Consider the following 20,515-nt stretch of genomic DNA (forward strand, 5'->3'; position numbering starts at 1 on the left):
GGGCGTGTGAGTTCCGTCTCAATGGCTGGAATTGGGCGCCGGGGAAGACTAAGTAAGTCTTTTTGCCGCCCAACGTTTCGTATTAAGAAGTTTTCGCGAAGGGCAGACCGGCAGTTTAGAAGTCGCCGCGGCTGGCGTCTTCCGGGGGCAGGACGGGCCAGTCGCCTTCAATGACGGCGGCCGGTTTGGTCTTGCGCAGGTAACTCTGGAAATCCGCGGCCTGGGCCGAGGCCCATTCGACTTGGAGCTGGTGCAGGTTGGCCGCCGGCATCCTGAGCTTGGGGAATTTTCCGGCCATGGCGTCGAGCATGCGCAAGGTTGCCAGGGCGTCGGCGGCCGAGGTGTGGGCGTTGTCCAGATTGATGCCGTATTCCTCACACAGGGCGGTGAGCGTGCGCTTGCCCTTGCGGTACCGGTCCACCTGCTTGTTCATGATGTACGGGTCCAGGACGGGGAAGCGGCTCAACTGCGGGACGCCGTAGCGGGCCGACTCGGCCGCGAGCACGGTGAAGTCGTAGCTGGCGTTGAAGGCGATGACGGGTACGCCGTCATCGAACAGTTCCTGCAAGACGGCAGCGAGCTCGCGTGTCACCTCGGCGGCAGGTCTGCCCTCGCGGCGGGCCTGCTCCGTGGTGATGCCGTGGACGTCGCTGGCCTCGGTGGGAATCTCGACGCCGGGATCGGCGAGCCACTCATGCTCCTTGATCACCTCGCCGCCGGCGTCCACGACGGTGACGGATGCGGTGACGATCCGCGCCGAGCGGGAGTTGCGGCCCGTTGTTTCGAGGTCGAAGGCTGCGCGGGGAAGGCTGTTCCAGGTGCTCATGCTTCAACGCTACCTGCTGCCTCCGACAGTTCTTGACCGCTCCCGACGCGTGCCGTCCGGGTGCGGGGCCTGCACTGACGCGACCTGTGGCCAGCTAGGCTGGATCGATGCGAACGGAGTATGTGGAGGCGGTGCTGGAGCTGGTGGCGTTGATCCCGGCCGGCACCGCGGTGGCCTACGGCGACGTTGCGGAACTGCTTGGCTCCGGCGGTCCGCGCCAGGTCGGTTCTGTCATGAGCCACTATGGCAGCCACGTGCCGTGGTGGCGGGTCCTGAAGGCCAGCGGGGATGCGCCTCCCGGACATGAGCGCGAGGCATTGACGCTCTATCTGCAGGAAGGCACGCCGCTGATGGGGAGTCACGCCGATTTCCTCCGGACCGGCGAGGGACGCTGGCGCGTGAACCTGGCCGCCGGCCGATGGGTGCCCAGCGACGCCGACTTCGACCGGATAGATGCCATCGCTGAGCGGCTCGAGCGGGAGTTGCATAAATTGTCAGTGCCGGATGATGAGATGACTGTGTGAGTAAAGTGACCGAGGTTCAGCAGCCCGAAAGCTTCGATCCGGGCCTGCAGCGGTCCGCGTCCCGTCCCCATCAGGGAACTGGCACGGGAAACGGAACGGGAACGGGGCAGGCAGCGGGTGTGGGGCTGCGGTTGTTGCCTCCCCGGACCCACCACAGCGCGGTCCCGGTGCTGTCGCCCGACCAGCTCGCCGCCGTCGAGGTCCCGCCGGGCTCTGGCCCCGTTCTGGTGCCGGGCGCGCCGGGCACGGGCAAGTCGACGGTCCTCGTCGAAGCCGCCGTCCACCGCACCCAACGTGACGGCCTGGACCCGGAACGGATGCTCATCCTGGCTCCCGGCAGGCTCGCCGCCGATACTCTCCGCGACCGCTTCACAGCCCGCCTGGACCGGAGCCTGAGCACGACGCCGGCCCGCACCTGGGCGTCGTACGCCTTCGATCTGATCCGCCGCGCCAAAGCGGAAGGCATCCTGCCGCTGCCGCGCCAGCCGAAGCTGCTCTCCGGCCCGGAGCAGGACCTCATCATCAAGGAACTGCTCGAAGGGCATGCGATGCCCGGGCTCGAGCTGCCATGGCCGGAGGATCTGAGCGCCGCACTGCAGACCCGCGGTTTCCGGCAGGAAGTTCGCCAACTCTTCGACCGCATCATCGAATCCGGGCGGACGGCGGAGGACCTCGTGGCCCTGGCCCGGCGGTGCAACCGGCCCGACTGGATTCCGGCGGCCGCCCTGTACTCCGAGTACCGTGACGTCCTGGACCTGCGCATGCCGGAGGCCTTCGACCCCGCCGGCATCATCACCGCAGCACGCCAGATCTTCCAGGACGCCCCGGATTTCCTCGCGGCCGAACGCGAGCGCCTCCAGCTGATCCTCGTGGACGACATCCAGGAAGCGAACCCCGCGGTCTTCGAACTGCTTGCCGACATCGCAGCCGGCAAGGACGCCATTATCACCGCCTCGCCGGACACCGTGGTTCAGGGCTTCCGCGGGGCGCGCCCGGATCTCGTGGCCGAGCTTCCCCGTCTCCTGGCCGCCGACGGAGTGATCCTGGAACGTCCCCTCTGGATTGCGCATCGGCACGCCCCGGCCGTGGCGGAGTCGTGGCTATCGGTGGCCGGGCGCATCTCCCTGCGGTCCGGTGGCCTGTCCGCACGCCGGCTCGAACAGCCTGAGCCCCTTCCCGCGCCGGACCCCGCTCCGGATCCCACGCCGGACCCCGCTCCGGGCGGGCCGCCCCGTGGCGCCGACGTCAATCCGGGGACGGTCGAGGCACACCTGCTGCCGTCTCCGGTCCATGAACTGCGGTATGTGGCGCAGCGGATCCTCGAAGCCCAGCTGAACGACGCCCGGGACCTCGGGGACATCGCCGTGATCGTGCGCAACGGCGGCCAGTTGAGCCAGCTGCAGCGGTACCTGGCCGGCCAAGGCATTCCGGTCCGGATTCCCGTGGCCGAATCGGCGGTCCGGGACGAGGTCGCGGTGCGTCCGCTGCTGGATGCCTACGCCGTGGCCCTTGACCCGGCCGCGCTCACTCCAGAGTCGGCCGTGTCCTTGCTGACGTCCCGGATCGGCGGCGCCACCTCGATTGAGTTGCGGAGGCTGCGGCAATCGCTCCGCCGCGAGGAACTTCTCGGCGGCGGCGGACGGACCAGCGACGCCCTCCTTGTCGAGGCCCTGCTGGAGCCCGGAGCGTTGGCGACACTGGGCATCGAAGGGCATTCGGCCCGCCGCATTGCCCGGATGATCCGGGCCGGGCGCGACGCCGCCGAGGCCCCCGGCGGTAACGCCGAGACGGTGCTGTGGGCACTCTGGCATTCGACCGGACTGGCCGCCCGCTGGACCGAGGCCGCCCTGGCCGGCGGGTCAGCCGGTGCCAGGGCCGACCGTGACCTCGATGCCATGATGGCCTTGTTCCATACCGCGGAGCGCTTCGTCGACCAGCTGCCCGGTTCCGGACCGGAGCAGTTCCTCGAGTACTTGCTCAGCCAGGAGCTCCCCATGGATACCCTGGCCGCCAGGGCGCAGCTGGAAGACGCTGTGGAACTCATGACCCCTGCCAGTGCCGCCGGCCGGGAGTGGCCTGTGGTGATTGTGCCAGGGCTCCAAGAGGGCGTGTGGCCCAATACCCGGCTGCGTGGCGAACTGCTCGGCAGCACCTTGTTCGCCGACGCCGTCGAACACGGCGCCGAGTATGCCCTGCAACTGGATCCGCTGAGCCGGCTGCGCGAAATCCGTTATGACGAACTGAGGAGCTTTTCCACCGCGGTGTCCCGCGCCCGCGAGGTGCTGATCTGCACGGCGGTGTCCTCGGAGGACGAGCAACCGTCCTCCTTCCTGGACTATGTGGCGCCGCTGCGCCCGGGGCAGGACCGCCGGGGCTTCACCCCGGTGGAGCGTCCGCTGACCCTCAGGGCCCTGGTCGCAGAGCTGCGCCAGTATGCACAGCTGGACCCCAAAGCTGCCGAATCGGCCGAAGCCGCGGCCGTGCTGGGCGTCCTGGCCACCGCTCGGCCGCCGGTTCCGGGCGCACACCCGGCGAGCTGGTGGGGACTGGCCGGGTTGTCTTCCGACGAGCCGGTTGTTCCTGCCGGCGGAACAGTCTTCGTCTCGCCCTCGAAGGTCGAAACCGTGCAGAAATCGCCGCTCGACTGGTTCGTGCAGGCCGCCGGCGGAGAAGCCGCCACGGATTTTGCCCGCAGCCTGGGAACCTTGGTCCATGCCATCGCGCAGGACCTCCCCGACGCCTCTGGAAGCGAATACGTGGCGGAACTCGTCCGGCGCTGGCCCACCCTGGGGATGAAGGACAACTGGGAGGGCAAGCTGGATTTTCAGCGAGCCGAGTCCATGGTCCGCAAGCTCGCCCAGTATGTCCTGATCATGCGGAGCGAAGGCCGTAGTCTGGTCGGCGTCGAGCAGGACTTTGAGGTGAAGCTGCCGGACCTTCCGGCGGAGCCCGTCGCCGGACCTGAGTCCGGCGACGGCGGGAGCGCGGGCCCGGCCCGGCCCGCCGTGCTCCGGGGCCAGGTGGACAGGCTGGAGATCGACGCCGAGGGCCGCCTGGTGATCGTGGACCTCAAGACCGGTAAGCGCCAGCCGGGCAAGGCGGATCTGGAGCGTCATCCGCAGCTCGGCGCCTACCAGGCCGCCGTGCTGGCCGGCGGCTTTGCCGGCCCCGACGACGGTCCGCCGCCGCTGCCGGGCGGTGCCGTCCTGGCCCAGCTCGGCACGACAACCAAAAGCCCGGGCATCCAGGCCCAGGCCCCGCTCGACCCCCAGGACAACTGGGCGCTGGAGATGGTCGGCGACGCCGCCCAGGTGATGTCCGGCAGCACCTTCCAGGCCCGCCACGATCCGTCCAAGGGAGGCCACGGCGGCCACGGCTGCCGGCTCCCCGAAGTGTGCCCGCTGTGCGTGCGGGGAAAGCAGGTAACTGAATGACCCCCGAGGCGCCGCCGACCGGCCTGGCAGACCCACATGCGGCACCGGACGCGGCCCGCGATACCGGGCCCCTTCCCGACCCTCGGTTCAGCCCGGAGGAACTGTCTGCAATGCTGGGGGAGAAGAACAGCCCCACGGCCGAACAGTCCCTGATCATTTCCTCGCCCCTCACGCCGCGGCTCGTCATTGCCGGGGCGGGCTCCGGGAAGACCGCCACCATGGCGGACCGGGTGGTGTGGCTCGTGGCCAACGGCTGGGTCAGGCCGGAGGAAGTCCTCGGCGTGACTTTCACCCGCAAGGCCGCCGGTGAGCTCGCCTCCCGGATCCGGGCCAAGCTGGCCGCGCTGCAGCGCATCGCGGCGGCCGACACGGGGAATGCCGTTTTTCCTGCCGGGCTGCTGAGCGCAGATGCGCTCGAACCGAAGGTCTCCACGTACCACTCGTACGCGAGCGGCATTGTCTCCGACTATGGCCTCCGGCTCGGGGTCGAACGCGACGTCGTGCTGCTCGGCGGCGCGCAGTCGTTTCAGCTCGCCAGCGAGGTGGTGGAAGCCTTCGACGGCGACTACGAACACTTCCGGTCCGCCAAATCGACCCTCGTCAAGGCCGTGATCCAACTGGCGGGGGAGTGCGCGGAGCACCTGCAGGACCCGGCCGGGGTCCGGGGCTGGCTGCAGGAACGGATCGCCGCGTTCGAGTCGCTTCCCTACGTCGCCGACGCCAAGAAGAACCCCACCCAGGCCGCCGGCGACCTCAGCGCGATGCTGCGCACGCGGGCCAGCGTCGCGGATATGGTGGGCCGCTATTCCGAGGCGAAGCGGGCCCGCGGTGCACTGGACTTTGGCGATCTCGTGGCCCTGGCGGCACGGGTGGCCCGCGAGATTCCGGTCGCCGCCCAAACAGAGCGCCAGCGCTACAAGGTGGTGCTGCTTGATGAATTCCAGGACACGTCGCATGCCCAGCTGGTCCTCTTTTCCCGGCTCTTCGGCGACGGGCATGCCGTGACCGCGGTGGGGGACCCGAACCAGTCCATCTACGGCTTCCGGGGAGCATCTGCGGGACAGCTTTTCCACTTCGTCCGCGAATTCCCGATCCGTGTCAGCGGTGAAGATGCCGGCAGCGCAGGCTCCGGCGGAGACCAGGGCAGGGGCGCGGCCGGCGCGGCCCCGCGCTTTGCCGTGGCGCCGACGTCGTACCTGACCACCGCGTGGCGCAACGGGCGCAACATCCTCGCCACGGCCAACCTCATTTCGGCGCCGCTGAGCAAGGCCGCGGCCAGCCTCGGGCCTGCCGGGACCCGGGACACCCCCGACGCCGTCGAGGTCCCGCCCCTGCAGCCCAGCCCGGCCGCAGTCCAGGGCAGGGTCGTCATGGGACGGTTCGCCACGGACGAGGCCGAGGCGGCGGCCATCGCGGGGGACGTCCTGAAGTTCCGGGTGACGGACTTCGATGCCGCGCAGGCCGATCCGGTGCCTCCGGCCATGGCCGTCCTCTGCCGGCGGCGGGCACAGATGGAATGTATCCGGCGCGAGTTCGAACTTCGCGGCATACCCTACGAAATTGTCGGGCTCGGCGGGCTGCTGGACACCCCCGAAATCATCGATCTTGTCGCCACGCTCCGCGTCCTGGCCGACCCCGGCCGCTCGGACTCCCTCATGCGCCTGCTGGCCGGTGCGCGGTGGCGGATCGGCCCGGCGGACCTGATGGCACTGCGGGACTGGTCCAGTTTCCTGGCCCGCCGCCGGGGCCGCCCCGGCAGCCCCGATACCGACGACGCGGGGCATGCCGCCGAGGATACTGACGACGACGCCGTGATTGAAGGCGACATCACGGACTCCGCCAGCCTGGTCGAAGCTCTGGACTGGCTGCCCCGCGAAGGCTGGACCTCGGCGCATGGCCGCAGGCTGAGCCCCGAGGCCCGCGACCGCCTGCAGCGGCTCTCCGACGAGCTCCGGCAATTGCGCAGCTACATGGGGGACGACCTCACCACCTTGCTCGGCGAGGTCGAACGGGCCATGCTCCTGGACATCGAAGTCGCGGCGCGGCCCGGGATCAGCATCCACCAGGCCCGCCGTAATCTGGACGCCTTCCAGGACGCCGCCGCCGGGTTCCTGCACACCTCCCAGCGGGTGGACGTCCTGGCTTTCCTTGCCTGGCTGGAAGCCGCGGCTGCAGAGGAAAACGGTCTCGATGCCGCAGCGCCCGAGGTGAACCACGAAGCCGTCCAGCTCCTGACGGTGCACGCCTCCAAGGGCCTGGAATGGGATGTCGTGTTCGTTCCCGGGCTCAACTCCGGGGCGTTTCCCAGCAGCAGGGACTCGCGGTGGAGCAGCGGAAGCGCGGCGTTGCCGTGGCCGCTGCGCGGTGACCGCGCCGACCTCCCCCAATGGGACCTGGATCAGCCGGACCAGAAAGGCTGGCTTGACGCCGAGAAAGAGTTCAAGTCCGCCGTCCAGGTGCACGGCGAAGCCGAGGAACGGCGCCTGGCTTACGTGGCCTACACCCGGGCCAAACATGTGCTCTGGATTTCAAGTGCCGCATGGGTGGGATCGCGCGCCGGACTGGCTGAAATGTCACCCTTCCTTGCCGAGCTCGAGGGCCTCACGGCGGAAGGCGCCGCCGAAATTCATCCGTTGTCCGTCAGCGAGGACGCGCTGCCGGCGGAAAGCCCCCTGACCTCCGAACTTGAAGTCGCCGCGTGGCCGTACGACCCCCTCGAAGGGCCGGCTGACCCCCGGACGGGCAAACGGCTGAGGCTTGTCAGGGGACGCCGTGCGGCCATGGAATCAGCCGCGGCGCGGGTCCTGCAGGCGATGCTCGACGCCCCCGGGGCCGGCCCTGCCTTCGACCCCCATGACGGCCCTGACGGCGGCCCTGACGGCGGCCCGGAAAACGTCCCGGATCCGGTCCGGGAACGTTCCGGTGGTGACGAGGAACGGCGCCCTGCCCTGCGCGGACCGGCGGCCGGGTGGGCCAAGGAGGCGGCCACTTTGCTCGAACGACGGTCCCGGCGTTCGGTGGTCCAGGATGTGCATCTTCCCGGCCATATCTCGGCGTCCACCCTCGTGGACCTGGACGATGATGCGGACTCGGTTGTGGCCCGACTGCGGCGGCCGGTTCCGCGCGAACCGGGGATGTCAGCCCGAAAAGGCACGGCCTTCCACGCATGGGTGGAGGAATACTTCGGCGCAGCCGGCATGCTGGACCTGGGCGAGGCGGCCGGGGCTGATGACCACATCGACGAGGCCTACGGCCTGGATTCCATGGTGGAAACCTTCCGCCAGTCCGAATGGGCACACCGCGCCCCGGCCCATGTCGAGGTCCCGGTCGAGACTCGGATTGGCGACGTCGTGGTCCGGGGCCGGATCGACGCCGTGTTCCGCGATGCTGACGGCGGCTGGGACCTCGTGGACTGGAAGACCGGGCGTCGCCCGTCTGCAGCCCAGCTGAAGGTGAAGGCTGTCCAGCTCGCCGTGTACCGCCTGGCCTGGGCCCGGCTCAAAGGGGTCCCGCTCGAGGACGTTCGGGCGGCGTTCTACTACGTGGCCGACAACCAGGTGGTCCGTCCGCATGACCTCGGATCAGCGGAGAAGCTTGAGGAAATCGTGGCCGCGGCGCTGGGCAAGACAACGGTGGCGACGGCGAAGGATTCCTAGCCGGGATCCGCCACTGGTTCCGGCGCGGTCCTAGCGGGCCGTTACGTCCACTACGGTGATGGCGGCGGTTGACGTGTTGTCGCCGGACTCCGGCTCCTTCACTGAGTCCGGTTCCTTGCCCGAGCTCGGCTGCACGACGGCGATTGATTGCGTCGACGTGTCTCCGGTAGCGGGGGCTGCCGCCTGTGCGCCGTCGTACCCGGCCGCGCCGTCGTCCCCGGCCGCGCCGGCGTCGTCCCGGGTATCAGCTGTCGCCACATCAGCCTGCGGGACAGCTGCGGCGGTGTTGTCACGGGGGCTTGCGTCGTTCGGTGCGGCACTGGTGGCCGTCGTGCCCTCGCCGGCGGCCTGTCCGCCGGCGCCAGGCCCGGGCGCGTCCGGGGTGCTGGAAACGTCCGGGGTGTCGGCATCGGGCCGGGAGTCTGTTCCTGCGTTGGTGAGAGGCTGCACGGCCGGGCCCGGGGGAGCGGCGTCCGCATCGCGGGGGATGGGCGTGACGTGCACGGCGGGCTTGGCACCGGTCCCCGGACCAGGCGCCGAAGCACTGGGAGCGGGAGAGGCATCCGGGGCGGGTGCTGGCTCCAAAGGAAGCAGCGTGACCTTGCTGACGGCAGGCGCCGTTCCTGCGCCCGGCGCGGCAGGCGCGGCAGGAGCCGCTGACGCCGTCGTGGGCGCACCGGCACTGACGCCGCCTCGTTCCGCGCCCGTTTCGGGTGCCTCGACCGGCCGCGGCAGCGGTTCCACACTGATGGGCTGGCCACCGTATTCTGCGACGTCGTCGGCCAGCGCGGCGAGCATGGACTCTGCTTCGTCGATCATGTCCTGGTTGCCGGCCGCCATGCCCTTGACGAGGTACTGGGCCAAAGCGAATTCGGCGGACAATGCCGAACGCCGCAGCAGGTGGGCATCGGGTACGTCGCGCCGGCTGGAGGTGTAGTGATCCAGGACGGCGTTCACAAAGTCCTGTTCGTTCGAGGCGACCAGCCAGGCCATATCGTCAGCCGGGTCGCCGATGCGCAGGTCGGTCCAGCCCGTAACGGCGGTCACGCGGTCGCCGTCCACCAGCAGATTGTCCTCGTGGAGGTCCCCGTGAACAACGCAGGGATTGAAGCGCCAGAGGGAGACGTCTTCCATGGCGTGTTCCCAGCGCCGCAGCAGCAGCGGGGGGATCTTTCCCGTAGTGGCCGCCTGATCGAGTTCGTTGAGGCGCCGCTGGCGGAATTCGTTGGGCGTGTAGCTCGGCAGATCGGCATTGCTCACGATCGACCGCGGAAGGTCATGGATTGCAGCCAGTGCCGCCCCGATTTCCCGGGCGAGGGCGGGGGAGCCGCTGCTGAGGTCGTCAAGGGAGCGGGTGGCGCCGGCGAGGTGGGAGTACACGAACGTGCTGAGCTGGCCCTGCCGGACTGTCCCCGCCACCGTGGGCATGAGGAACGGCAGCTCGGCCCGGATACCGGGGGCGAAGGCCCGCAGCACCAGGAATTCCGTTTCCAGCCGGGCGCTGGCCTCGGCGTGCCGGGGGGAACGGACGCGCCAACGCTTGCCCTCCGAGTCCAGCAGGAGGGCCGCGTCAAAGTCTGCCGGATCGTCGGGCGCGGAGCTGACGGCGGTCGGGGTCAGGCCGGGTACCGCCGCAGTCGCTACAGCTGCCAGTTCGATTGGTTTCCTTCTCACCCTCCCACGGTAGATTGAGCGGCGCCCAAGACAGCGATGCCCTCCGGCGAGTCTTGAGATCGGTGCAAAAACAGGGATAAAACAGGGCCAAAACAGGGCCAAAACAGGGCCAGCACCGGGGCAAACGGCATATCCCGGGCGTCCCCCGGGAGTGCCCCGTCGCGTGGGCGGCAAATGTCAATTGTCGGCCCGAGTCAGTACGGTGGGTACATGAGTCTTGCGGAGTCACCAACCCCGTCCCCGAAGTCCGGGAATACGCCCACTGAACCCGCGGCACCCGAAGGTGCGGCACCCCCGGTGCAGCTTCTGCCGGCAAACCACCTGATGGATACGGTCCTTCCGGTGCGCCCGGCCCTGATCGACCGCGGGTCCGCGGCCCGGCTGAAACCCGGAATGCTCGCAGAGGTGCTCGGCACGGGGTCGGCGCGGGCCATGGTGCTCTCCGGCCGCCAGGCCCTGGTCAGCGACCACAGCCTCGTCCTGCTCAATGCGGCCGAACTCGCCGAACATCTGGCCAATACCCCGTATGCCCCGGAGCACGTCATCTACCTCGGCTCGGCCTTGGCAGGTTCGGACCTTGAAGCTGGCACGGAGCTGGTCCTGTTTGTACTGCCGGCCCAGTTCGAAGTGCGGGCCGAGGAATTCGAAACCCACATTAGCGGAATCCCCGCCGATGCTCAGTGGGCCGGCTTCCGCGAGGTCGCCGCACGCTTGAACCCCACGGACACGGCACTGTTCATCGAAGCCAGCGCCATCGCCAACTGGCATGCCACCCACACTCATTGCCCGCGGTGCGGCACGCCCACGCAGGCGGAAGCCGGCGGCTGGGTCCGCCGCTGTCCGGCCGACAACTCCGAGCACTATCCTCGGACGGATCCGGCGATCATCGTGACCGTGGTGGGGTCCGACGGGAGGCTCCTGCTTGGCGGCGGCGGTCCCCTCGACGCCAAGAACTATTCCACCCTCGCCGGCTTTGTCGAACCGGGGGAGTCGCTCGAACAGGCCGTGCGGCGCGAGATCGGCGAGGAAGTCGGGGTCCGCGTCACCGCCTCCCAATACCTCGGGTCGCAGTCCTGGCCATTCCCCGCCTCCCTGATGCTCGGCTTCACGGCCACGACGTCGGACACCGAAGCCCGGCCCGACGGCGTCGAGGTCACCCGGGCGCGCTGGTTCAGCCGCACCGAACTGCAGGAAGCCGTCCTCAGCGGCGAGATCGTTATTTCCAGCAGGCTCTCCATCGCCCGGTCCCTCATTGAACACTGGTACGGCGGCGTCATCCAGGACGCCGCAGACAGCGCCTGATAGGCCTGCCCTCATCCGCAGGACACCAACTACCGACTGAGCAGCAAAAGTGACCACAGAGAAATTGAACTTCAGCACCCTCCTCGGCGGCGAGACCACCGGATCCGGCGGCACTGTATCCGGCGGATCCATGTCCGACGCCCTGCCCGCAGCGGACACGCGCTCGCTCGAGGAACGGATCCTCGGTGGCCTCGACGCCGAACAGCGCGAAGTCGCCAGCACCCTGCAGGGACCTATGTGCGTGCTGGCCGGCGCCGGGACGGGCAAGACCCGCGCCATCACGCACCGGATCGCCTACGGCGTGCACTCGGGCGTGTACAGCCCGCAGCGGCTCCTGGCCGTGACCTTTACCGCCCGGGCGGCCGCCGAGATGCGCAGCCGGCTCCGTGACCTGGGCGTCGGAAACGTCCAGGCCCGCACCTTCCACGCCGCGGCGCTGCGCCAGTTGCAGTTTTTCTGGCCTCAGGCAGTCGGCGGAACGCTGCCCAACCTGCTGGACCACAAGGCGCAGATGATCGCCGAGGCCGCGCGGCGGCTCCGGCTCAGCACGGACCGCGCCTCCATCCGCGACCTCGCCTCCGAAATTGAGTGGGCCAAGGTCTCCATGCTCACCCCGGCGAACTACCTGGAAAACGCCCAGGGCCGCGGCACTCCGGGCGGCTTCGACCTGACCGCCGTGGCGAGGGTTTTCCAGTCCTACGAGGACGTCAAGACCGACCGCAACGTCATCGACTTCGAGGACGTGCTGCTGATCACCGTCGGCATTCTTCAGGAGGACCCCAAGGTGGCGGCGACCGTCCGGGAACAGTACCGGCACTTCGTCGTCGACGAATACCAGGACGTCTCGCCGCTGCAGCAGCGGCTCCTGGAGCTGTGGCTTGGAGGCCGCGACGACCTCTGCGTCGTGGGCGACGCCAGCCAGACCATTTACTCCTTCACCGGTGCCTCTCCGAAGCACCTGCTCGGTTTCAAGGCCATGTATCCCGAGGCTCACGTCGTCAAGCTGATCCGGGACTACCGCTCCACTCCGCAGGTGGTCAAGCTCGCCAACGACCTCCTTGCGGGCCGCCGCAGCGGCGGCCCTGTGGCCGACGCCGCATGGGCGACGCCGCTGCAGCTCGTGGCCCAGCGGCCCGCCGGCCCGGTTCCGCAGTTTACCGAATGCTCCGACGACGAGGCCGAGGCCGCCACGGTCGCCGCCCGGATCCGCGAACTGCTCGACGCCGGCACACCGGCCAGCCAGGTCGCCGTCCTCTTCCGCACCAACGGACAGTCCGAAGCCTACGAGCAGGCGCTGGCCGCGGCAGGAATCGGCTACCAGCTGCGCGGCGGTGAACGGTTCTTCGCCCGGAAAGAAGTCCGCGACGCCATCCTGCAGCTCCGGGCCGCCACCCGGGCCGCTGCCGAAACCGCCACTCCCGAGCCGCTCGGGCAGCTGGTCCGCGACATCGTGGCCTCCCTTGGCTACACCGACGCGGCGCCCCACAGCGGCGGCGCCCTGCGGGAACGCTGGGAATCGCTGGCCGCCCTCGTGGCGCTGGCCGACGAACTCGTCATCAGCCGCGGGGAGCAGTTCAGCCTCTCCGACTTCGTCAACGAGCTCCAGGAACGGTCTCTGGCCCAGCACGCACCGACCGTCCAGGGCGTCACCCTGGCGTCGCTGCACGCCGCCAAGGGCCTGGAATGGGACGCCGTGTTCCTGGTGGGACTCAGCGAGGGGCTCATGCCGATCTCCTTCGCGGACACTCCGGAATCGGTGGATGAGGAACGCAGGCTTTTGTACGTGGGCATCACCCGCGCCCGGGAACACCTGTCGCTGTCCTGGTCCACCGCCCGGACACCGGGCGGGCGGGCCAACCGCAAGCCCTCACGCTTCCTGGACGGCCTGCGACCCGATTCGGTGGCCAGTTCGCACCTCCGCGGCAAGGGGGCCGCGCCGCGCCGGAAAGCCGCCGTCCCGGCGTCGTGCCGGGTTTGCGGAAGCATGCTCTCCAGCGGCGCGGAACGCAAGGTGGGGCGTTGCAACCAGTGCCCGCCCACCTACGAGGAACAGACGTTCGACGCGCTGAGGCAATGGCGGAAGGACGTGGCCCTGGAAGCCGACGTCCCCGCGTTTGTCGTGTTCACCGACGCCACCTTGACCGCCATCGCCGAGGCCCGCCCCGAATCCCTGGAACAGTTGGCCAAACTCGCCGGCGTGGGCCCGTCCAAGCTGGAAAAGTATGGCGAGGCCGTCCTGACGGTCCTGGCGGAAAATACGGGGCACTGATGGCCGGCCCGACTGCACCGCTGACCACCGCCGACGGCGCCCCGGTGGTCGTCCGCCGGTCCGCCCGCCGCCGCCGGACTGTTGCCGCTTTCTGGGAAGACGGTACGGCGGTGGTCGCCATCCCCGCCTCGTTCACCAGGGCCCAGGAGCGGGAATGGGTCCACCGGATGCTCGAAAAGCTCCGGCGCCAAGGAGCCCGCGGCGCGGCCGGTGCCGGCCGGCGGCGCCCCCGCAGCGATGCCGATCTTGCCGCCCACGCCGCCGAACTTTCCGCTAAGTACCTGGGCGGGAGGGCGGTGCCGTCCTCCGTCCGCTGGGTCACCAACCAGAACTCGCGCTGGGGTTCGGCCACCCCGTCGGAAGGAACCATCCGGCTCTCGGCCAAACTTCAGCCCATGCCCCAGTGGGTGATCGACTATGTGCTGCTCCACGAACTCGCCCACCTGCTGGTGGCCGGCCACGACGCCGCCTTCTGGCGGCTGCTCACGGCCTACCCCGAGACGGAGCGCGCCAAGGCATTCCTTGAGGGCGTCTCGTTTGCGACGTCACGGGGCCTGGCGCCCGGCGGGGGATACGACGAAGCCCCGGACGGAACCGAAGTCCCGGCCGGGGCCAACTAGCTACGCTTTGGGGCTGCCACCCGTGTCCGGGCCGCCGTCGCCGCTCTGGTCTTCCTCAGTGGCTGCCGGTGGTACCTGACCGGAACCGGCGGACTCCTCCGGTGCGCTGGGGGCAGGTGTGTCGGAGGCGGCGGAACCAGTGTCAGCGGGCTCGTCGAAGCCTCCGTTCAGCAGCTTCTGCAGGGCGTCATCGACCTCGCTGTCGCTGGCTTCGGCAAGCTTGCGGCGTTCGCTGAAGCCCTGCGGATCATCCAGGTCCTCCGCTGTGGGCAGCAGATCAGGGTGTTGCCAGACGGCGTCGCGGCCCTCGATCCCGCGTTCGGCCTTGAGCAAAGCCCAGAGCGTGGCGGCCTCGCGGAGCCGGCGCGGCCGCAGCTCAAGCCCCACGAGGGAGGAGAACGCGTGCTCCGCGGGGCCCCCGGTGGCCCGGCGCCGCCGGACGGTCTCGCGCAGTGCGGCGGCGGAGGGCAGCAGCTTTTCGGTCGCGCCCCACGTGAGTTCGTCCACCCAGCCCTCCACTAAGGCGAGGGCCGTCTCCAGCTTCTCGAGGGCCTGTTCCTGGGCGGGCGTGCGCTGCGGCATGAAGACACCCTGGGAGAGGGCCTCCTGGATGCCTTCCGGGTTGCTGGGGTCGATATCCCGTGCCAGTTCCTCGATCTTGGACGTGTCGATGTGGATCCCGCGGGCGTAGGCCTCGATCGCGCTGAGGAGATGTCCGCGCAGCCACGGGACCTGCACGAACAGCCGGGCGTGGGCTGCCTCGCGCACTGCCAGGAACAGGCGGATGTCGTTCTCGGGCAGGCTGAGGCCCTCACCGAATTTCGCCACGTTGGCCGGCAGGAGCGCCATTTCGAGGTCGGCCAGGGGCACACCGATGTCCGTCGAGCTGACCACCTCGGCCGAGAGGGCACCGATCGCCTGACCCAGCTGCATGCCGAAGATCGCCCCGCCCATGTTCTGGATCATCGAGGAGGCGCCACCCATCATGGATTTCATTTCCTCGGGCATCTGCTCGGTCATGGCGGCGGAAAGCGCGTTGGCAATGCTGTTGGCGACGGGCTCGGTCAGCCGCTTCCACGTTCCAAGGGTTTCCTCGACCCATTCGGCACGGGACCAGGCCCGGCCGATCAGTCCCGTGGCCGGAAGCCCCGTGACCTGGTCGAGCCAGAGCTCGGCGAGCCGCAGGGCCTCGTCGACCTCGCGCGACTGCTGGGACGTGACCGAGGGGTCCGATCCGCTGGCGGCCACGCGACGGGCGTTCTCATGGGCCAGCTGCCAATTGACGGGCCCCTCCGACGGAGCGCTCATCATCGCCTGCACCTGCGAGAACATTTGGGCCAGGAGGTTTGGGTCGTCCGGGAGGCCTGCGGCCTTCGCCAGTTCAGCGGGGTCGATGTTGCCCATGCCCTGGCCGCCCATCAGGTTCTTGAGCATTTCTGCCAGGGGATCCTTGGGTTCCTCGTCGCCATTGGACGGATTGAGTGGGTTGGAGGTCATGATCCCGCCGATCGTCGGTGTGGCTGTTTCTCAACTTCACGGTACCCCCCTGCAAGAGCGGCTGTCTGCCGAAACCGCGCCACGTTCGCTGTAGGCAAAGAGCCTTCCGGGCCGCCCAACGCGTAGTCTTGGAAGTTGGAATATTTGCACGCGGCAGCCTCGGGTTAGGCTGTGGCCCCGGTGCTGGCTCAAGGCGTCCTGTCAGGATGCCTTGGCAGGCTTGTCCTGACAGGATTGTCCTGTCAGGAATCCCGTCAGGGCCGCCGCCCCCGCGCCGGCACGGAGAGGTCGTTCAATGACAATCACCCAAGGTGAGCAGCCCGCCAGCGACCCCGCGGCCGGGCCGGTCCGGGGCAGAAGGATCCGCCTTCCGGGCACCGGCGCCCCGCGGAAGCGCGACAACCGCTCGTCAGCCATGCTCGTCTCGGGGCTGCTGACCCTGGCGCTGGGCATCACCGCGGTGAGCCTGCCGGTGCCCTACGTGGTCGAGTCTCCCGGGCCCACGTTCAACACCATCGGCGAGGACAACGGCAAACCGGTCATCAGCGTCACCGGCCACGAGACCTTTCCCGCCAAGGGCAACCTGGATCTCACCACGGTCTATGTCGACGGCGGCCCCAACGGTCCGGTCAGCGTCTTCGAGGCGTTTTCGGCGTGGCTCAACGGCACCAAGGCCGTCTACCCCCAGGAACTGCTGTTCCCGACCGGGGTGACGAAGGAACAATCCCAGCAGGAGAGCGCCACGGCGATGACCACCTCCCAGGAGAACGCCGTGGCCGCAGCACTGAAAGAACTGAACATCCCGTTCGATCAGAAAATGCAGGTCGCCGGGCTCCCGGACGACTCCGCCTCGAAGGGGTTGCTGCAGTCGGGCGACGTTCTGGTCTCGATCAATGACAAGCCCATCACGTCCCTTGGCGTAGTCCAGGCAGAACTGGCCGCAGGCAACGGCAAACCCGTCAAGGTCATCGTGGACCGCGCCGGCAGCCAAGTGCCCGCCACCATCACTCCGGCCAAGAACAGTGCAGGCCGCTATATCCTCGGCGTCATACTGCAGTACAAGTTCACCTTCCCCTTTGACGTCAAAATCTCCCTCGACAAGGTCGGCGGCCCCAGCGCCGGCATGATGTTCGCCCTCGGCATCATTGACACTGTCACGCCCGGGGATCTGACCGGAGGCAAGCACATCGCGGGCACTGGAACCATTTCCCCCGACGGCGCCGTGGGGCCCATCGGCGGGATCGCCCAGAAAATGCAGGGGGCACGGTCCGGCGGGGCCACGCTGTTCCTGGCGCCGGCCTCCAACTGCGAGGACGTGGTGGGCCACATTCCCGGCGGCCTTCAAGTCGTCAAGGTGGAGAACCTCACGGACGCACGCAAAGCAGTTGAACTGGCCGCTTCAGGCGGCGACACATCAGGCCTCCCCGTGTGCACCAGCAACTAGACTGGCCGCGGAACTAAGCACCCGCGTCACTCGTGGCACTAATGACGGCCGCTGCCGTCCGTCCGGGACCCTGCTGTAGGGCACTGACGGAACGGCGGAGGAGGCCGTTAGAATGCATCAACCCTGCAATACGGCACTTTGTCGCAGGACTGAATCACAGCAGCGACGAATAACTAAAAACCCGCAGTAGACGACCAGCTATGAGGTACCGAGTTTGTCCCGTCCCGCCAGCACTGTCCCGCCCGGAAGACCCCAGACACGACGCGGCGCCCTGACGCCAACGCTGATCATCGTGGCCCTGATCGTGGTCGGATTCATCTTCTTCGCCAATGTCTGGACGGATGTCCTCTGGTACCAGCAACTGGGCTTCTTCGAAGTGTTCCTGACCGAAAACGTGTCCAAGATCGTGATTTTCCTGACCGGGTTCGCCGTCATGTTTGCCGCCGTCTTCTTCGCCATCCGCATTGCCTACCACGCGCGGCCGGTCTATGCCCCCGATTCGGAAATCCGGGACAACCTGAACCGCTACCAGGCCCAGCTCGAACCCATCCGGCGCGTGGTGATGGTGGGTATTCCCATCCTCTTTGGCCTTTTCGCCGGAAGCGCCGCCGCCAGCCAATGGCAAAAAGTCCTCCTGTTCCTGAACCAGGAGCCGTTCGGCCAGAACGATCCGCAGTTCAACCTGGACATCAGCTTCTACCTCATGACGCTTCCCTTCCTCGGCTTCGTCACCGGGTTCCTCATCAGCGTCACGGTGGTCGCGGGACTCGCCGGCATCCTGACCCACTACCTCTACGGCAGCATCCGGATCATGGAACGCGGGATATTCACCAGCCGTGCCGCACAGATCCACCTGGCCGTCACGGGCGCCGCCTTCCTCCTGCTGCTGGGCGTCAACTTTTGGCTGGACCGCTATTCCACCGTGCAAAACAACGGGGGCCGCTGGGCCGGTGCGCTGTACACGGACGTGAACGCCGTCATTCCGACCAAGTCCATCCTGGCTGTGGCCGCAGGTCTTGTGGCCGTGCTCTTCATCGTCGCCGCAGTGATCGGCAAGTGGCGTCTTCCGGTGATCGGCACCGCCATGCTGGTCATCACGGCCATCCTTGCCGGCGGTGTCTACCCGTGGGTCATCCAGCAGTTCCAGGTCCGGCCCTCGGAGCAGACACTGGAGAACGAATACATCAAGCGGAACATCGCCATGACCCGTGCCGCCTACGGCCTGGACAAGGTCCAGGAAAGTCGGTACAACGCCACCACCAACGCCACCACCGGTGCACTGGCCCCCGATGCCCAGACCACCGCCAACATCCGTCTGCTGGATCCGAACCTGATCTCTGATGCGTTCTCGCAGCTGGAGCAGTACCGGCCCTACTACCAGTTCCCCAAGGCCCTGAACGTGGACCGCTACCAGATCGACGGCAAGACCCAGGACACGGTCATCGCGGTCCGTGAGCTCAACCCGGACGGGCTCGCCACCAACCAGCAGTCCTGGCTGAACCGGCACGTGGTCTACACGCACGGCTATGGCGTCGTCGCGGCCAAGGGCAACACGTTCACCGTGGACGGCAAGCCGGACTTCCTGCAGGCGGGCATCCCGTCCACCGGCGTGCTCGGCAACGACACGACCTACCAGCCCCGCATCTACTTCGGCGAGAACTCGCCAGACTACTCGATCGTCGGCGCGCCGGAGGGTGCACCCCACCGTGAGCAGGACCGGCCCGCGGCCAAGGAAGGCGACGGCGAAACGCAGTACACCTTCACCGGCAACGGCGGCCCGAACGTCGGCAGCTTCTTCAACAAGATCCTTTATTCGATCAAGTTCCAGTCCTCCGACATGCTGCTCTCCGACGGCGTTAACGCCGACTCGCAGATCCTCTACGACCGCAACCCGCGGGACCGCGTGGAGAAGGTTGCACCGTACCTGACGGTGGACGGCAACGCCTACCCCGCCGTCGTCGACGGCCGGGTGAAGTGGATCGTGGACGGGTACACCACCAGCCCGTACTTCCCCTACTCCCAGCAGGAGCAGCTGTCCGCCGCCACGGCCGACTCCCAGACCGCCGCGAACCGGACGGTAGCCCTGCCGAACAGCTCGGTGAACTACATCCGCAACTCGGTCAAGGCCACCGTGGATGCCTATGACGGCTCCGTCACGCTCTACGCGTGGGACGACCAGGACCCCGTACTGAAGGCCTGGCAGAAGGTGTTCCCGACGGCCCTGAAGCCGTATTCCGAGATGTCCGGTGCGCTCATGAGCCACGTACGGTACCCGGAGGACCTGTTTAAGGTCCAGCGCGAACTTCTTGGCCGCTACCACGTGACCAACCCGGACGCCTTCTACACCAACAATGACGCGTGGTCCGTCCCGAACGACCCCACCGTCCAGGACGAGGTCAAGCAGCCGCCGTACTACATGTCACTGAAGATGCCCGACCAGGACAAGCCGGCGTTCCAGCTGACCTCGTCGTTCATCCCGCAGGTGGTCAACGGAAACGCCCGCAACGTGCTGTACGGCTATCTGGCCGCAGACTCCGACGCAGGCAACCAGAAGGGCGTCAAGGCGGCCAGCTACGGCCAGCTCAGACTCCTGCAGATCCCGCCGGAAACCCAGGTCCCCGGCCCGGGCCAGGCGCAGAACAAGTTCAACTCCGACCCCACCGTTTCGCAGGCCCTCAACCTGCTCCGCCAGGGTGCGTCCGCGGTGCTCAACGGCAACCTCCTGACCCTGCCGGTCGGTGGCGGCATGGTGTACGTCCAGCCCGTCTATCTGCGGTCTACGGGTGAAACCTCCTACCCGACACTGCAACGGGTCCTCGTGGCGTTCGGCGACAAGATTGGCTTCGCGCCGACGCTGAACGAGGCACTGAACCAGCTGTTCGGCGGAAACTCCGGGGCGGCGGCAGGGGACTCGGCGAACAAGGGACAAGCCCCGGCCACCCCGGGAGGCACCACGCCGGCTCCCGGAACCACGGATGCCAAAGCGGAGCTGAAGGCCGCCCTCGATGACGCCAACGCTGCCATCAAGGCGGGCCAGGACGCCCTCGCCAAGGGTGACTTCGCCACATACGGTGACCAGCAGAAGAAGCTCGCGGCGGCCCTGCAGAAGGCGCTCGAAGCCGAAGCGAAGCTGGAAGCGACGCCGACACCGGCACCGGCAGGCGTCGCGTCACCCACGCCGTCGGCCACCCCGTCAGCAACAGCCGGCGGCTAACGCTGCAATAGGACCGGGCGCACGTTGCCCGGAAGGCCACACAGGCCGGGACTGC

10 protein-coding genes and 1 pseudogene are annotated in these 20,515 nt (G+C 68.2%); 8 read left to right on the forward strand and 3 right to left on the reverse strand.

Annotated features, from left to right (window positions below; genetic code table 11):
• Positions 1 to 115 precede the first annotated feature (115 nt).
• Positions 116 to 826 (reverse strand): 3'-5' exonuclease, encoded by a 711-nt coding sequence (locus ACVWZ7_RS17150; RefSeq protein ID WP_116767366.1) that lies wholly within the window; start codon positions 824 to 826, stop codon positions 116 to 118.
• Positions 827 to 933: 107 nt separating this feature from the next.
• Between ACVWZ7_RS17150 and ACVWZ7_RS17155 the strand changes: the two genes are divergently transcribed.
• The 3 genes from ACVWZ7_RS17155 to ACVWZ7_RS17165 all read left to right on the forward strand — a co-directional run bounded on the left by ACVWZ7_RS17155 (position 934) and on the right by ACVWZ7_RS17165 (position 8,440).
• Positions 934 to 1,350 (forward strand): MGMT family protein, encoded by a 417-nt coding sequence (locus tag ACVWZ7_RS17155; RefSeq protein ID WP_456508549.1) that lies wholly within the window; start codon positions 934 to 936, stop codon positions 1,348 to 1,350.
• A gap of 125 nt (positions 1,351 to 1,475) precedes the next feature.
• The gene (locus ACVWZ7_RS17160) at positions 1,476 to 4,784 is read left to right on the forward strand and encodes an ATP-dependent helicase (protein WP_456509136.1); all 3,309 of its coding nucleotides are present in this window, start codon (positions 1,476 to 1,478) and stop codon (positions 4,782 to 4,784) included.
• A gap of 110 nt (positions 4,785 to 4,894) precedes the next feature.
• Complete coding sequence (locus ACVWZ7_RS17165) at positions 4,895 to 8,440, forward strand: ATP-dependent helicase (RefSeq protein WP_456509137.1); 3,546 nt, start codon at positions 4,895 to 4,897, stop codon at positions 8,438 to 8,440.
• 483 nt (positions 8,441 to 8,923) lie between these two features.
• Here ACVWZ7_RS17165 and ACVWZ7_RS17170 read toward each other — a convergent pair.
• Positions 8,924 to 10,114: pseudogene (locus tag ACVWZ7_RS17170) on the reverse strand (macrolide 2'-phosphotransferase); the annotation flags it as partial.
• A gap of 210 nt (positions 10,115 to 10,324) precedes the next feature.
• Here ACVWZ7_RS17170 and nudC point away from each other — a divergent pair.
• The 3 genes from nudC (at position 10,325) to ACVWZ7_RS17185 (ending at position 14,305) form a co-directional block, all read left to right on the forward strand.
• Positions 10,325 to 11,416 (forward strand): NAD(+) diphosphatase, encoded by a 1,092-nt coding sequence (gene nudC / locus ACVWZ7_RS17175; protein ID WP_456508550.1) that lies wholly within the window; start codon positions 10,325 to 10,327, stop codon positions 11,414 to 11,416.
• Positions 11,417 to 11,546: 130 nt separating this feature from the next.
• Entirely contained in the window at positions 11,547 to 13,685 is a 2,139-nt protein-coding gene (locus ACVWZ7_RS17180) for an ATP-dependent DNA helicase UvrD2 (RefSeq protein ID WP_456509138.1), read from the forward strand.
• Complete coding sequence (locus ACVWZ7_RS17185; RefSeq protein WP_344367245.1) at positions 13,685 to 14,305, forward strand: M48 metallopeptidase family protein; 621 nt, start codon at positions 13,685 to 13,687, stop codon at positions 14,303 to 14,305. Before ACVWZ7_RS17180 ends, ACVWZ7_RS17185 begins: the two co-directional genes overlap by 1 nt.
• Here the strand turns inward: ACVWZ7_RS17185 and ACVWZ7_RS17190 are convergent, their stop codons facing one another.
• Entirely contained in the window at positions 14,306 to 15,802 is a 1,497-nt protein-coding gene (locus ACVWZ7_RS17190) for a zinc-dependent metalloprotease (RefSeq protein WP_456508551.1), read from the reverse strand.
• A gap of 295 nt (positions 15,803 to 16,097) precedes the next feature.
• On the opposite strand from ACVWZ7_RS17190, the gene ACVWZ7_RS17195 reads away from it, so the two are divergent.
• Entirely contained in the window at positions 16,098 to 17,246 is a 1,149-nt protein-coding gene (locus ACVWZ7_RS17195; protein ID WP_344367249.1) for a YlbL family protein, read from the forward strand.
• Between the two features lie 214 nt (positions 17,247 to 17,460).
• Positions 17,461 to 20,460, forward strand: a complete 3,000-nt coding sequence (locus ACVWZ7_RS17200) for a UPF0182 family membrane protein (protein WP_456508552.1) — start codon at positions 17,461 to 17,463, stop codon at positions 20,458 to 20,460.
• Positions 20,461 to 20,515: the final 55 nt, after the last annotated feature.

The organism is Arthrobacter sp. TE12232, from assembly GCF_054062615.1.